At 71.3% G+C, this 13,383-nt stretch carries 11 protein-coding genes and 1 pseudogene; 5 read left to right on the top strand and 7 right to left on the bottom strand.

Going from position 1 to position 13,383, the window contains the following annotated elements; genetic code table 11:
* The first annotated feature begins 43 nt into the window (after positions 1 to 43).
* Complete coding sequence (locus ACNNMR_RS02740) at positions 44 to 1,543, top strand: cytochrome P450 (RefSeq protein WP_419992864.1); 1,500 nt, start codon at positions 44 to 46, stop codon at positions 1,541 to 1,543.
* On the opposite strand, the gene ACNNMR_RS02735 is transcribed toward ACNNMR_RS02740, so the two are convergent.
* The 4 genes from ACNNMR_RS02735 to ACNNMR_RS02720 all read right to left on the bottom strand — a co-directional run bounded on the left by ACNNMR_RS02735 (position 1,470) and on the right by ACNNMR_RS02720 (position 4,637).
* Complete coding sequence (locus tag ACNNMR_RS02735; RefSeq protein ID WP_419992863.1) at positions 1,470 to 2,213, bottom strand: response regulator; 744 nt, start codon at positions 2,211 to 2,213, stop codon at positions 1,470 to 1,472. The genes ACNNMR_RS02740 and ACNNMR_RS02735 overlap by 74 nt on opposite strands.
* A gap of 133 nt (positions 2,214 to 2,346) precedes the next feature.
* On the bottom strand, positions 2,347 to 2,766 hold the full coding sequence (locus tag ACNNMR_RS02730; protein WP_419992862.1) for an SRPBCC family protein: 420 nt from the start codon (positions 2,764 to 2,766) through the stop codon (positions 2,347 to 2,349).
* A 17-nt stretch (positions 2,767 to 2,783) separates the two neighbouring features.
* Complete coding sequence (locus ACNNMR_RS02725; RefSeq protein WP_419992861.1) at positions 2,784 to 3,170, bottom strand: RNA-binding S4 domain-containing protein; 387 nt, start codon at positions 3,168 to 3,170, stop codon at positions 2,784 to 2,786.
* A 66-nt stretch (positions 3,171 to 3,236) separates the two neighbouring features.
* The gene (locus tag ACNNMR_RS02720; RefSeq protein WP_419992860.1) at positions 3,237 to 4,637 is read right to left on the bottom strand and encodes an arylsulfatase; all 1,401 of its coding nucleotides are present in this window, start codon (positions 4,635 to 4,637) and stop codon (positions 3,237 to 3,239) included.
* Positions 4,638 to 4,846: 209 nt separating this feature from the next.
* Between ACNNMR_RS02720 and ACNNMR_RS02715 the strand changes: the two genes are divergently transcribed.
* Both ACNNMR_RS02715 and ACNNMR_RS02710 read left to right on the top strand, forming a co-directional pair.
* The gene (locus ACNNMR_RS02715; RefSeq protein ID WP_419992859.1) at positions 4,847 to 5,812 is read left to right on the top strand and encodes an alpha/beta hydrolase family esterase; all 966 of its coding nucleotides are present in this window, start codon (positions 4,847 to 4,849) and stop codon (positions 5,810 to 5,812) included.
* Entirely contained in the window at positions 5,809 to 7,173 is a 1,365-nt protein-coding gene (locus ACNNMR_RS02710) for a tannase/feruloyl esterase family alpha/beta hydrolase (protein WP_419992858.1), read from the top strand. Before ACNNMR_RS02715 ends, ACNNMR_RS02710 begins: the two co-directional genes overlap by 4 nt.
* Here the strand turns inward: ACNNMR_RS02710 and ACNNMR_RS02705 are convergent.
* Positions 7,157 to 8,134, bottom strand: a pseudogene (locus ACNNMR_RS02705) (chitinase); the annotation flags it as partial. The gene ACNNMR_RS02710 and the pseudogene ACNNMR_RS02705 overlap by 17 nt on opposite strands.
* A 215-nt stretch (positions 8,135 to 8,349) precedes the next feature.
* Here ACNNMR_RS02705 and ACNNMR_RS02700 point away from each other — a divergent pair.
* Positions 8,350 to 8,643, top strand: coding sequence for a YiaA/YiaB family inner membrane protein (locus ACNNMR_RS02700; protein ID WP_419992857.1), 294 nt, complete (start codon positions 8,350 to 8,352; stop codon positions 8,641 to 8,643).
* A gap of 37 nt (positions 8,644 to 8,680) precedes the next feature.
* Complete coding sequence (locus tag ACNNMR_RS02695) at positions 8,681 to 9,439, top strand: ankyrin repeat domain-containing protein (RefSeq protein ID WP_419992856.1); 759 nt, start codon at positions 8,681 to 8,683, stop codon at positions 9,437 to 9,439.
* On the opposite strand, the gene ACNNMR_RS02690 is transcribed toward ACNNMR_RS02695, so the two are convergent.
* Together ACNNMR_RS02690 and ACNNMR_RS02685 are read right to left on the bottom strand one after the other, a co-directional pair.
* Complete coding sequence (locus ACNNMR_RS02690) at positions 9,417 to 10,868, bottom strand: amino acid permease (RefSeq protein ID WP_419992855.1); 1,452 nt, start codon at positions 10,866 to 10,868, stop codon at positions 9,417 to 9,419. The two genes, ACNNMR_RS02695 and ACNNMR_RS02690, sit on opposite strands and share 23 nt — an antisense overlap.
* A gap of 87 nt (positions 10,869 to 10,955) precedes the next feature.
* Entirely contained in the window at positions 10,956 to 13,277 is a 2,322-nt protein-coding gene (locus ACNNMR_RS02685) for an alpha-L-fucosidase (protein ID WP_420000243.1), read from the bottom strand.
* Positions 13,278 to 13,383 lie beyond the last annotated feature (106 nt).

The following is a 13,383-nucleotide window of genomic DNA, read 5'->3' as shown; positions in this document are numbered from 1 at the left end:
CGCACGCTGTCTGTTGAACCGAGTTCAATAGGGAGTTGCGGCAATGGGGTACTCGGCAGCCCGCAGGCACAACCGGCTCTGGCCGGAACTGGAACGCATCCCGCATCCGCCCCGGCGGCTGCCCATCGCGGGGGACCTGCTCGGCGTCTCGCCGACCAGTCCGGTGCAGGACTCGCTGCGGATGGCGCGGGATCTCGGGCCCATCTTCCGGCGGAAGGTCTTCGGCCTGGAGATCGTCTTCGTCACCGGGGCGGAGCTCGCCGCCGAGCTGGTCGACGAGTCCCGCTTCGAAAAGCGCGTGGTGCTGGCGGTGAACAGCCTGCGCTCGCTGGCCGGCGACGGCCTCTTCACCGCACACAACCACGAGCCCAACTGGCGCCGCGCGCACGACATCCTCGCCCCGGCCTTCACCCGCGAGGCCATGGAGCGCTACCACCCGACGATGCTCACCACCGCCCACCAGGTCCTCGACGCCTGGGACCGGCACGCGGCGAGCGGCACCCCCGCCGACGTCTCCGGCGACATGACCAAGATGACCCTGGAGACGATCGCCCGCACCGGCTTCGGCTACGACTTCGGCTCCTTCGAGCGCTCGGAGCCGCACCCTTTCGTCACGCACATGGTGGCGGGCCTGCGCGGCGCCCAGCGCCGCAACATCCCGTTCCCGGTCGTCGGGCCCGCGCTCAACCGCCGCGCCGAGCGCCGCGACTCCGAGCACACCCAGTACCTCATCGACACCGTCGACGCGGTCATCCGCGAGCGCCAGGCGACCGGCGACACCCGCACCGACGACCTGCTCGGCCTGATGCTCCACACCGCCCAGCAGTCCACCGGCGAGCGCCTCGACACCACCAACATCCGCCGCCAGATCATCACCTTCCTGGTCGCCGGGCACGAAACCACCTCCGGCGCCCTGTCCTTCGCGCTCTACTACCTCGCGCGCAACCCGGAGGCCCTCGCCCGCGCCCAGGCGGAGGTCGACCAGGTCTGGGGGAGTGCCGGGGACCCGTCGTACGGCCAGGTCAGCAAGCTCCGTTACGTACGCAGGGCGCTCAACGAGTCGCTGCGCCTGTGGCCTACCGCCCCCGGCTTCACCCGCGCCGCCCGCGAGGACACCGTGCTCGGCGGCCGGCACCCGATGCGCAAGGGCGCCTGGGCGCTGGTGCTCATCCCGGGCCTGCACCGCGACAAGGAGATCTGGGGCGAGGACGCGGAGGACTTCGACCCGGACCGCTTCCTGCCCGAGCGGGTACGGGCCCGGCCGGGGCACGTCTTCAAGCCCTTCGGCACCGGCGAACGGGCCTGCATCGGCATGCAGTTCGCGCTGCACGAGGCCACGCTGGTGCTCGGCCTGCTGCTGCGCCGGTACGACCTGATCCCGGACCCGCGCTACCAGCTGAAGATCACGGAGCGGCTGACGCTGATGCCCGAGGACTTCACGCTCACCCTGCGGCGGCGGGACCTGCCGGTCAGCGGTTCCGCTGACCCGGCCGGGTCGGCTGCGGCGGCCGCGGTGGCTGGGCCGGCAGCACGCCCTGCGTAGCGAGCACGGCGGCCTGGATGCGGCGCTCGACGCCGAGCTTCGCCAGCAGCCGGGAGATGTGGTTCTTGACGGTCTTCTCCGACAGATAGAGCTGCTTGCCGATCTGCCGGTTGGTGAGGCCCTCGCCGATCAGCGCGAGGATCTCCCGCTCGCGCGGGGAAAGGGCGGCGAGCGGCGCGTCCGGCGCCACCGTCTGCGGGTCGCCGTCGGCGTCGTCCGTGCCGCGGAGGCTGGTCATCAGCCGGGCCGTGGTGGCGGGGTCGAGCATCGACTGGCCGGAGGCGACGGTACGGACGGCCGCCAGCAGGTCCGAGCCCTTGATCTGCTTGAGCACATAGCCCGCCGCGCCCGCCATGATCGAGTCCAGCAGGGCATCGTCATCGTCGAACGACGTCAGCATCAGACAGGCCAGCTCCGGCATCCGGGACCGCAGCTCGCGGCAGACCGTGATCCCGTCCCCGTCCGGCAGCCGCACATCGAGCACCGCCACATGCGGGCGCAGCGCCGACCCGCGGGTCAGCGCCTGCGCGAGGGTGGCGGCCTCGCCGACCACTTCGATGTCCGGCTCGGCGCCCAGCAGGTCGGTGAGTCCGCGGCGCACCACCTCGTGGTCATCCACCAGGAAGACCCTGATGGGCGTGCCTGCCGAGAACTCCCGTGTGTCCCCCATAGCGGCGCCTCCGGGCGGTTGATCGATGCTCTGCGGCGATCGTGCACTGTAGTGGGGCCGCGCGCCAGGGCCGAACGGACCCTGGACGGCGCGGATTCGCGGCTCGGTCCGGGCACCGGGCCGCGGCCTCACCTTAGGCCTGCTCGGCGCGCGCCTTCAGGCTGTTCAGCTCCGTGGTGACATAGCGGCGGGTGCGGGCGCCGGAGAGCAGCGCGATCAGCGGCGCCAGCGGTCCGGTCTGCTCGACCCACAGGGTGACGTGCGAGCCGTCCCCTTCCGCCCGTACGGTATGCCCGCCGACGGTGGCGACGCCCGGCGACTTCGTCCGCCAGTCGAAGGTCGTGCCGTCCTTGTAGTCGATGACCTCCCACACCATCTTCGGCATCCCGGGCTGCTTGAGCCGCGCCTTGCTGCCCATGCCGAACTCGCCCTCGTCCAGCCGCTCGACGGCGGTCACCGCCGGATTGAACTCGGGCCACCGCGCCACATCGGCCAGTACCCGCCACACGTCCTCGGGCTTCGCCGCTATCGCCGCGCTGATCTCGAACCGCATGCCTCAGCCTCCCCTTGTCACGGTCTCGTCGGCCGCCCGTGCAGCCGGTCCAGCTCGCGGCGCTCGCGCTTCGTCGGCCGCCCGGCGCCGCGCTCGCGGACCGCGACGACCGGCACCTCCACCTTGGGCGGGGGCGGCGGGCTGTTGTCCACGTAACACTCGACGGCCACGGGGGCGCCCACCCGCTTGCGGATGAGCCGCTTCACCTCGACGATCCACTCCCGGCCCGCCCGGAAGATCCGCACCTCGTCGCCGGGCCGCACCGGCTGCGCCGGCTTGACCCGCTCGCCGTTCACCTTCACATGCCCGGCCTTGCAGGCAGCAGCGGCCTGGGACCGCGTCTTCGTCAGCCGGACGGCCCAGATCCAGCTGTCGACCCGCACGCTTCCCTCGTCAGCAGCCATGCCCCCGACTCTAGACCGCGCCGCCGACAGCCGGGCCGGGGACGGCCACCCCAAGCCGGCGGCCCGTCACCTCCACGCCGCCCGCATCCCCGCCACCAGCCGCTCCGCGACCTCCGGATACAGCCCGGCCACGTCGACCCGCTCGCCCGGATCCGCGGCCACGTCGTACAGCTCGACCTCCCACTCCTCGTCCGGCACCGTACGATCCCGCCCCGGCGCGAAGCGCACCGCCTTGAAGTCACCGGACCGCGCGGCCTCCGCGAGCCGCAGGATGCGCCCCTCGTCGGCCTCGTTCGCCCGCCGGGTGGAGCCGGGGTCGTTGCGGTACCAGTACAGGAGCCGGTGCTCGGGGGCGGGCCCCGCGCCGGTGAGGAGCGGCGCGACCGAGCGGCCGTCGATGCCGCCTGGCGCCGGGGCGCCCGCGAGGTCGGCGAAGGTCGGGAGGAGGTCGATGAGCGGCGTCGGGCGGTCGGCCGAGCCGGGGGAGATGCGGCCGGGCGACCAGGCGATCAGCGGGACCCGGATGCCGCCCTCGTACAGATTCCGCTTGTAGCCGCGCAGCGGCCCGTTCGCGTCGAAGAGGTCCGGGTTGAAGCCGCCCTCCTCGTGCGGGCCGTTGTCGCTGGTCACCAGGACGACCGTGTCGCGCGCGAGGCCCCGCCCGCGCAGCCGGTCCACGATCGCGCCGACCGTGCGGTCGAGATACGAGACCTGCTCGGCGTGCCCCTTGTCGGCGGCCGGCCAGGGCTGGTCGTCGTAGTCGCCGGTGTGCGGGGCGTCGCTCGGGGCGTGCGGCACATTCGGCGTGAGCAGCAGCAGGAACGGGTCGCCGTCCGCGTCATCGATGAAGTCGAGCGCCCGGGAGGTGAAGAGATCGGGCGCGAAGGTCCCCTTCTTGCCACCCGCGTTCTCCGGCAGCTCGACCCGCTCCCCGTTGTGCCACAGGTAGTCCGGGTAGTAGTCGTGCGCATGCCCGTGCGTGATGTACCCGAAGAACTCGTCGAAGCCCCGGGCATTGGGATGGCTCTCCTGCCCCGCCTCCTCCGGCCCGAAGCCCCACTTCCCGAAGCACCCCGTCCGATAGCCGCGCCCCGCCAGCACCTGCGCGAAGGTCGTATCCCCGGCCGTCAGCGACCCCTGCGGCCCGCCGAAAGGATTCTCCCGTACGGTCGCATGCCCGCCGTGCAGCCCGGTCAGCAGCGACGCCCGGGACGGCGCGCACACGGCGGCGGCCGCGTAGGCGCTGGTGAAGCGCAGCCCCTCGGCCGCGAGCCGGTCCAGTCGCGGCGTACGGATCTGCCCCTGCCCGTACGCGCCCAGCTCCCCGTATCCGAGGTCGTCGGCGAGCACCAGCACCACATTCGGACGCCGCCTCCGCCCCGCCGCCTCGGCAGGGCGCGACGGCAGCGCGGCGAGGCCGAGCGTGGCGGCGGCTGAACCGGCGAGGAACTGACGGCGATTGGGCACCTTGGGGCTCCCGGGGTCGGTGGGGCGAGGCATGGCCGCCAGTCATCCTCTTGCCGTACGTCCCGGATGACCATGACCGCCGCATGAAGTTCTTGTGGCGCGCCACCACACCCGCGCCCCGGCAACTGTGTGCGCCGCTCCCCATGGCGGCCGCTCCCCACCGCCCTACGGTTCCCCGAACCAGCCAACCCCCCACGGGAGGACCGCACATGACGGTTCGCAGCCGCACCCGCTGGGCCATGCTCCTGGCCCTGCTCGCCTCGCTCTTCTTCCTGCCGCACAGCTCCGCCGCCCCCGGCCTCACCCCGGTCACGGGCTTCGGCTCCAACCCGGGCAACCTCTCCATGTACGCCTACGTGCCCGAGGGGCTGCCGCAGGGCAGGCCCGTCGTGCTGGCGCTGCACGGCTGCACGCAGAGCGCCGAGGACTACTACAGCCATTCGGGCTGGCAGAAGTACGCCGACGCCCACCGGTTCGCCGTCGTCTTCCCGCAGACCACCGCGGCCAACAACGCGAACTCGTGCTTCAACTGGTTCCAGCCCGCCGACACCGCCCGCGACAAGGGCGAGGCGCTGTCCCTGAAGCAGATGACCGACTACGCCAAGAAGACGTACGGCAGCGACAAGGCGTACCTCACCGGGCTGTCCGCGGGCGGCGCCATGACGGCCGCCATGCTCGCCGCGTATCCCGGCGAGTACGCCGGCGGCTCCATCGCCTCCGGCCTCCCCGCCGGCTGCGCCACCGATGTCACCTCCGCCTATACGTGCATGTACACCGGCGCGAGCAAGACCCCGCAGCAATGGGGCGACGCCGTCCGCGCCGCCGCCGGCGGCCACAGCGGCCCCTGGCCGAAGGTCGCCATCTGGCACGGCACCGCCGACACCACGGTCAAGCCGTCCAACGCCACCGCCTCCCGCGACCAGTGGACCAACGTGCACGGCATCAGCCAGACCCCGACCCGCACCTCCACGCTTCCCGGCGGCACCGACGTGGCGGAGTACGACGACGCCCAGGGCAACCCGGTCGTCGCCACCTACACCATCTCCGGCATGCGCCACGGCCTCGCCGTGGACCCGGGCTCGGCCGCCGAGCAGTGCGGCAGCACCGGCACCTACTACCTCGACACCGTCTGCTCGACCTACTACACCGCGAAATTCTGGGGGATCACCGGATGATCAGGCCTCGCATGGCCGCCCTGCTCGCCGCCGCCGCGCTCGTCGCGGCGGCGGCGCCCGCCGGGGCCACGCCGACCACCACCGCCGGATGCGCGGGCATCCGCACCCCGTACGTCCCCGGCGCCGCCCATCAGACGGCGGCCTGCCTCAACGACCTCACCTCCGCCGCCCTCTCCGGCACCGCCCACACGGACCCGGCGGACTGGGCGGGCCTCGCCGCCAAGGGCACGGTGAACCCGCGCGGCGTGCCGGGCCTGCAGCTCGACGGCTACTTCCCCGACACCTCCCGCACCAACACCCACCACGGCTGGGACCACGACTCCCAGTTCGTGCTGCGCCTGCCCGCCCGCTGGAACGGCGGCCTCGTCGTCACCGGCGCCCCCGGCAACCGCCGCCAGTACGCCCTCGACCCGCTGCTCTCCGACTGGGCCCTCGCCCACGGCTACGCCTTCGCCGCCACCGACAAGGGCAATACGGGCCCCAGCTTCTACGCCGACGGCCGCCGCCCCGGCGACGCCGTCGCCGAGTGGAACCACCGCACCACCCAGCTCACCCGCGCCGCCAAAGCCGCCGCCACCCGCGCCTACGGCCAAGCCCCCCGCCGCACCTATATGGCGGGCATCTCCAACGGCGGCTACCTCACCCGCTGGCAGCTCGAAAACCACCCGGCCCTCTACGACGGCGGCGTCGACTGGGAGGGCACGCTGTGGACCGCGAAGGGACCGAACCCCCTCACGAGCCTCCCCACCGCCATCGCCCACCAGCTCGGCAAGGCCACCGACGCCGACCTGCACGCCGCCGGCTTCCCGCCCGCGACCGAGTTCCTGTGGCCGTACCACCGGCAGAACTACTGGGGCATCACGCAGAAGACCTACCGCGCGGAATTCGACCCGGCTTACGACCCGGCCTGCCCGGGCCCGACAGCCGGCTCCACCCCCGCCGAAATCCTGGCCCCCTGCCCGTCCGACGCCGCTTACGACTACGCGGACCGCCCGGCCTCCGTGCACCGCGCCGTCGAGCGCATCGCCCTCACCGGCCGCATCGGAAAGCCGCTCCTCACCCTGCACGGCGACCTCGACACCCTGCTCCCGATCGGCACCGACTCCGACGTCTACGCCCGCATGGTCGCCGACCAGGGCCGCGCCGACCGCCACCGCTACTACACCGTCGCCGGCGGCACCCACGTCGACGGCCTCTACGACACCTACCCCGACCGCCTCCGCCCCCTCCTGCCCTGCTTCCGCTCGGCGTTCGACGCGCTGACCGCCTGGACGCGGAACGGCACCGTCCCGCCGCACAGCGGGACGGTGCCGTATCAGAAGGGCGCGGTGAACGACTGCGCGCTCAGAACCCGGCGGTGATCTTCGTGAACTCCCACTCCTGCTGGTCGATGCCGCTGCAGTTGGAGGTCACGCCGCCGCCGGCGCAGGGCCGGTCGCGGTTGACGGACCAGTACGCGAGCCGGGTGAGGCCCTTGTCCTTGGCCCAGTCGCGGATCTTCGTCCAGGTCTCCGGGGAGGTGGTCTCCTGCTGGTCGGAGAGGCCGTTCATGCCGGAGATGCCCATGTGGGCGTACGCCTCGGCGTCCGACCAGCCGAAGGCCGACTTGAGGGTGTCCTTGAGGCCCTCGGAGGCGCTGACCGTGTCCTGGTAGATGTCGCTGCCGCCGAAGTCGAACGGCATGATCGTGTAGTTGTCTATACCGGTGTCGAGCTCCTTCGACTTCTCGATGAGCCGCTTGCCGTGGGCGTTCGGGCCGCTGGTGGTGGTGCCGAAGGTGACCACCACGGCGGTGTCGGGGTTCTTCTCCTTCACGATCTTCAGCCCGGCGAGGATGCGGTCCTGCACCTCGTAGTTCTCGAACTCGTCGGTGTTCTCGATGTCGAAGTCGACCGCCGCCGGCTTGTAGGCGTCGATGACTTTCTGCACGGCGCCCGCGTACGCCTCGGGGCTGGAGCAGTTGGGGCCGAGCTTGTTGCCCTGCCAGCCGCCGAAGGAGATCTGGACGTTGCCGCCGGCGCCCTGGATGTCCTTGATGGCCTTCTCGTCGACGCCGCCGGTCAGCGGGCGCTGGCTGTCCCAGGACGGCTCGCAGCCGCCGCCGGAGAGCATGAACGCCATCGTGAAGGCCTTGATGCCGGTGTCGCTCATGACGGAGGCGGCGTTCGGCGGGTCGCCCCAGCCCTCGTAGAGGTACGGGGCGCCGGGGAGGGCGGCCTCGGGCTGCGGGTCCTGTTCCGGTCCCGCGAGGGCGGAGTTGGCGCCGAAGGCGCCGGCGAGAAGGGTCGCCGCGGCGGCGGCCGCGAGGATGGAGCGGCTGGCTTTCATGGGGGGGTCTCCAGCTTGTCCGGTGCCTGTGGGGAGGCGTGGTCACGACAAGCGAAGAACGTAGAAGTGTGGTCTGGACCTGTCAATGGTCCGGACCAATTTCGTTCACTTTCCGTCCCGTTGGCCCCAGCCGCGCCATGATGGGACCCAGCCGCGAATGAGTAGCCGTACTCATGCGGTCACCCGGCGTGCGCGGAAGGCTGGCGCACATGAGTACACCACCGAACACCCAGCGGCCGACCGCCGCCTTCCTGGTGCAAGCCGCGCTCTCCTTCGGGATCGCGCTCCTGGCAGTGGCGTACGGCATCGCCAAGCTGCCCCTCGACGGCTGGGCCCGTGGCTTCCTCGGCCTCGGACTCGTCTTCGTCACCTCCTCCGCCTTCACCCTCTCCAAGGTCATCCGCGACCGGCAGGAGACGGAGTCGGTCACCTCGCGGGTGGAGCAGGCCCGTATCGACAAGATCCTCAGCGAGCACGACCCGTACGACACCAGCAAGCTCTGAAGGGCGCGAAGCCCCTGCGCAGCGCATACTCGGGGGCATGGAAGACCGCAGCGCCCGCCTCATGGAGGCCGTTTACGACGGTGATGCCCAGGCCCTCGAGCGACTGCTCGCCGAGGGCCCGGACGCCGTCGCCATCCTGCGCGGCCCGCTGTACGAGGCGTCGGTCGAGGGCCGCGCCGACCTCGTCCGGCTGCTCCTCGACGCCGGCGCCTTTCCCGACGCTCCCGGCGCGAACCCCGACGACGGCCTGCCGCTGTGCGCCGCTGCCGCCTGGGGATACACCGACGTCGCCGCCGTCCTCCTCGACGGCGGCGCGGACGCCGACCTGGTCGAGTGGGACGGCCATACCGCGCTGCTGTGGGCCGCGGGCAATGGCCACACCGCCACCGCCCTGCTGCTCCTCGACCACGGCGCCCGTACCGACGTCACCGACAGCACGGGCCGCACGCCGCTGCACCGGGCCGCCGAGCGCGGCTCGCTGCGCATCGTCGAGGCGCTGCTGGCCGCCGGAGCCGAGCGCGACGCCCGCGACGACGAGGGCCTGACGGCCCGTGAGCTCGCGCTGCCGCTGGTCGGCGCCGACCTGGAGGGCCAACTGCGCCACCAGGTCCGCTTCGGACACGAGCCGCAGCCCGGCGACCGGGTGGTGGTGCGGGAGGAGACCGCGGACGACGACTCGCGGGTGCTCGTGGCCGAGCTGATCCTCGGCGGCGAGGACCAGCCGCGCGCCTGGTCCGACATCCAGACCGGGCACGCGGCGGTCGTCGACCTGCTCAGCGGGGTGCGGAGTCAGTGACCTCGCCGGAATCCGGGCCCCGCCGCGCCATCACCGAACGCCGGTAGGAGTACCCGAAGTACACCACCATCCCGATGGCGAACCACACCGCGAAGCGCACCCACGTCTGCCACTGCAGGTACGTCACCAGCCAGATCGAGAATCCGATGCCCAGCAGCGGCACCACCGGCATCCCCGGACAGCGGAAGCTGCGCGGCAGGTCGGGGCGGCGGTAGCGGAGCACGATCACGGCGGTGCAGACGACCGCGAAGGCCAGCAGGATGCCGATGTTGGTGAGCTCGGCGGCCTCGCCGATCTTCACAAAGCCCGCGATCAGCGCGGAGCCGACGCCGACAATCCAGGTGACGCGGGTCGGCACCTTGCGCTGCGGGTGAGTCTTGGCGAACCACGCGGGCAGCAGCCCGTCCCGGCTCATCGAGAACCACACCCGGGTGACGCCGAGCATGAAGGTGAACATGACGGTGAGGATGCCGATGATCGCCCCGACCGCGATGACGTCCGCGAGCCAGTCCAGGCCCACCGACTGGAAGGCGGTGGAGAAGCCGCTCTCCGGGTCGACCTCCTTGTAGTTCTGCATGCCGGTGAGCACCAGGCAGGCGAGGACGTACAGCACCATCGAGATGGCGAGCGAGTAGATGATCGCCTTCGGCATGTGCTTCTGCGAGTCCTTCGACTCCTCCGCGGCCGTCGACATCGCGTCGTAGCCGAAGACGGCGAAGAAGACCGTGGCCGCGCCGGTGAAGGCCCCGCCCACGCCGTACGGGAAGAAGGGGTTGTAGTTGCCGGTGTCGATGTGGAAGACGCCGACGCCGATGACCAGCAGCACCACCAGGACCTTCAGGACCACGACGATGGTCTCGAAGCGGGCCGCGGACTTGATGCCGAGGTTCAGCAGATACGCGACCAGGAGGCACAGCAGCATGGCGAAGAGGTCGACCTTGTGGCCCTCGCCGGTGCCCGGGGCGCCGAGCATCCAGGCGGGCAGGTCGGCGCCGAAGGAGTCGACCAGGAAGGAGAAGTAGCCGGAGATGCCGATCGCGACGACGGCGACGATCGCGGTGTACTCCAGCAACAGGTCCCAGCCGATGAACCAGCCCGCCAGCTCGCCGAGCACGGCATAGCCGTAGGTGTACGCCGAGCCCGCCTTCGGGATCATGCCGGCGAACTCGGCGTACGACAGCGCCGCCGCCGCGCTCGCCACGCCCGCGATCAGGAACGAGATCAGCACGGCCGGGCCCGCCGTGCCATTGGCGACCGCACCGGCGAGGGCGAAGATCCCCGCACCGATGATGCCGCCGACGCCGATCGCGGTCAGCTGCCACAGGCCGAGCGCCTTGTGCAGCTCGGTGCCCTCGGCGACCTCGGTCGCCTCGATGTCTTCGATCGGCTTTCGGCGCAGTACGCCTTGGGTGCTCCAGAGCCCTGCCATGGTGTCGGGTCCTCTCCGTTGAGGCCGTCAGGGTATGGATCAGGTGGAGCATCATGGCGGAAGATCACGCTCCGGCGTAACCCCGTGTCAGCGCGCCCAGGTCACCTTGAAGACCCATGCGTGCTCGCCCGCCCGCCGCGCCGCCGCGGGCACGTCGATGACCAACGCGCCGTTGCGGATGGTGAAGTTGAGCGGCCGGGGATAGCCCAGCATGGTCACCTTGTCGCCCTCCCTGACGGGCACCGGAGCCGCCACCGTGAGGGTGGCGCCGGGCTCGGCAAGCGAGTGAATGTAGAAGGCGTCCGGCTTGACGGTGAAGCGCAGGTCCTCACCCAGCTGGGCCATCCGCGACCAGTAGGTGGTGCCGTAGATCGCCTCGCCGTTCACCTTCAGCCAGGCGCCGGCCTCGCGCAGCCGCCGCTCCATGATGGCGGGGATGGTGCCGTCGGCCTTGGGGCCGATGTCGAGGAGGAAGTTGCCGTTCTTGCTGACGATGTCGACGAGGGTGTGGATGATCTCCTCGGCGGTCATGTACTGGTCGTCGGGCGTGGCGGCGTTGTAGCCGTACGAGTAGGGGTCGAGGCCGCGGCTGGCCTCCCATTTGGCGACGACGGTGTTCTCGTACGTCTCGTACTCGGGCGTGGTGAAGTCGTGCGGGCCGATGCCGGAGCGGTTGTTCACCGCGACCTCCAGGGGCCGCGGCCGGTTCTTGGCGAAGTTGAAGTACTCGGCCAGGACGCGGTGGCTGTCGTTGACGCCGCCGATGTCGCACCAGAGGACCTGCGGCTCGTAGCCGTGGATGAGCTCCAGCATCTGCGGGGCCTGGAGGTCCTTCACGTAGTCCTTGCCCGCCGTGTGTCCGGTGTACGGGACGGGCTCGCCGGTGTACGGGTTGCGGGGCGCGTGCCCGGCCCACGGGTTGTCGGGGTTGAACCATTCCGGCATCGAGAAGTACAGGCAGCGGTGCAGCTCGGGGGTGTGCTTGCGGGAGGCGTCGAAGAGCTCCTTGATGAGGTCGCGCCGCGGGCCCAGCTTGGCCGAGCTGCGGTCGGAGATCTTGGTGTCCCACAGGGCGAAGCCTTCGTGGTGCTTCGAGGTGAGGACGTGGTACTGCGCGCCCGCGTCGCGGAAGAGCTCGACCCAGGAGCGCGGGTCGAAGCGCTCGGCCTTGAACTGCGGGATGAAGTCGTCGTAGACGAAGTCCTCGCCGTAGACCTCTTTGTGGTGCGCGTAGGTGGCGTTGTTCGGGTCGTCCATGTGCCGCCAGTACCACTCGGCGTACTGCTTGCCGACCGGCGCCCAGGCGGGGACGGAGTAGACGCCCCAGTGGATGAAGATGCCGAATTTGACGCGATGGAACCAATGCGGCGCCTGATGGGTGCTCAGGGAGGCGTCCGTCGGCTGGTAGTCGGGGACGCCGAGGGTGAGCTTGCGGGCCGTCTCAGCCGCGGTCTCGCCCCGGCCCGTGGCGATGACCTTGCCGTCTTTGGCGGTGCCGGGGGAGGTGCCGGCGCGGTTGCGGATGCCGATGTGCACCCGGGCCTGCTCGCCGGGGCCGAGGTGGCCGACCTCGGCGGGGGCCACGGTGCGGGCGCCGTCGACGTCGACCGTCAGCCTGATGCGGTCGGCGGGGGTCAGCCAGACCGCGCCCGCGTTGAGGAGGGTGGCCTCGACGCTCTGGGCGCCGCTCTCCTCCAGCAGCGAGGTGGTCGAGGCGGCGTTGCGGATCGCCACCGCGCGGCCCGCGGCGGCCGGCTGGGCGGAGAGCGCAAAGATGTGCAGCGCAGCCTTGCCCTCCTGGGCGGGTCCGGTGGTCGGGAGGGTGAGCGCTTCCGCTTCCTTGGCCGGGTCGAGGCCGAGCTCGATCACGGCGATGGCGACCTGGTGGTCGTCCTTGGTGCCGTCGGGCTTGTAGCGGTACGGGGCGGTGAGCTCGCCGCCGCCCGAGTACCAGTCGGGGGCGGAGATCTCTGCCTCGGCCTTGCTGCCGTCGGCGTAGTGGACGGTGGCCTTGCCGGAGGCCGGGCCGTAGCTGGAGGAGGCGAGGAAGTGCAGCGACAGATAGCGGCCTTTGGGCAGCTCTACGCGCTGGCCTGCCGCCACGACGTTGTTCTTCTCGCCCGCGGCCGTCGTGGCCGGGAAGTCGAAGGCGATGCCGCCGGCCTCGACGCGGCCTGACGGCAGCTCCTCTCCCGGGTAGGTGTAGCCGGTGCCGTCGAAGCTGCCGCCGCCCGCGCCGGAGCGGTCGATGCCGTCGTTGTCGAAGTGGCCGGTCAGCGTGACCGGCACCGGGTCGGGGACCGGGCCCCATTCGCCGCCTGCGCCGTCGGGCACGTCCGCGGCTCCGGCCGCGGGCGCGTAACCGAAACTTGCCGCTCCGAGCGCTGTCCCGACGCCGAGACCGAGCACCGTACGCCGTGCGAACCTGCCCACGTTGACCTCCCGATGGCCGTATCCATCCGATGAATGCCGGGGTGTTGTGCACATGCCGAGGCAACCGAGGGTGGAACGTAGA

Origin of the sequence: Streptomyces boninensis (assembly GCF_048572725.1) — a bacterium.
Taxonomy (GTDB): domain Bacteria; phylum Actinomycetota; class Actinomycetes; order Streptomycetales; family Streptomycetaceae; genus Streptomyces; species Streptomyces boninensis.
The sequence above is the reverse complement of the archived record's forward strand: the minus strand, read 5'-3'. Positions and strand labels throughout refer to the sequence as shown.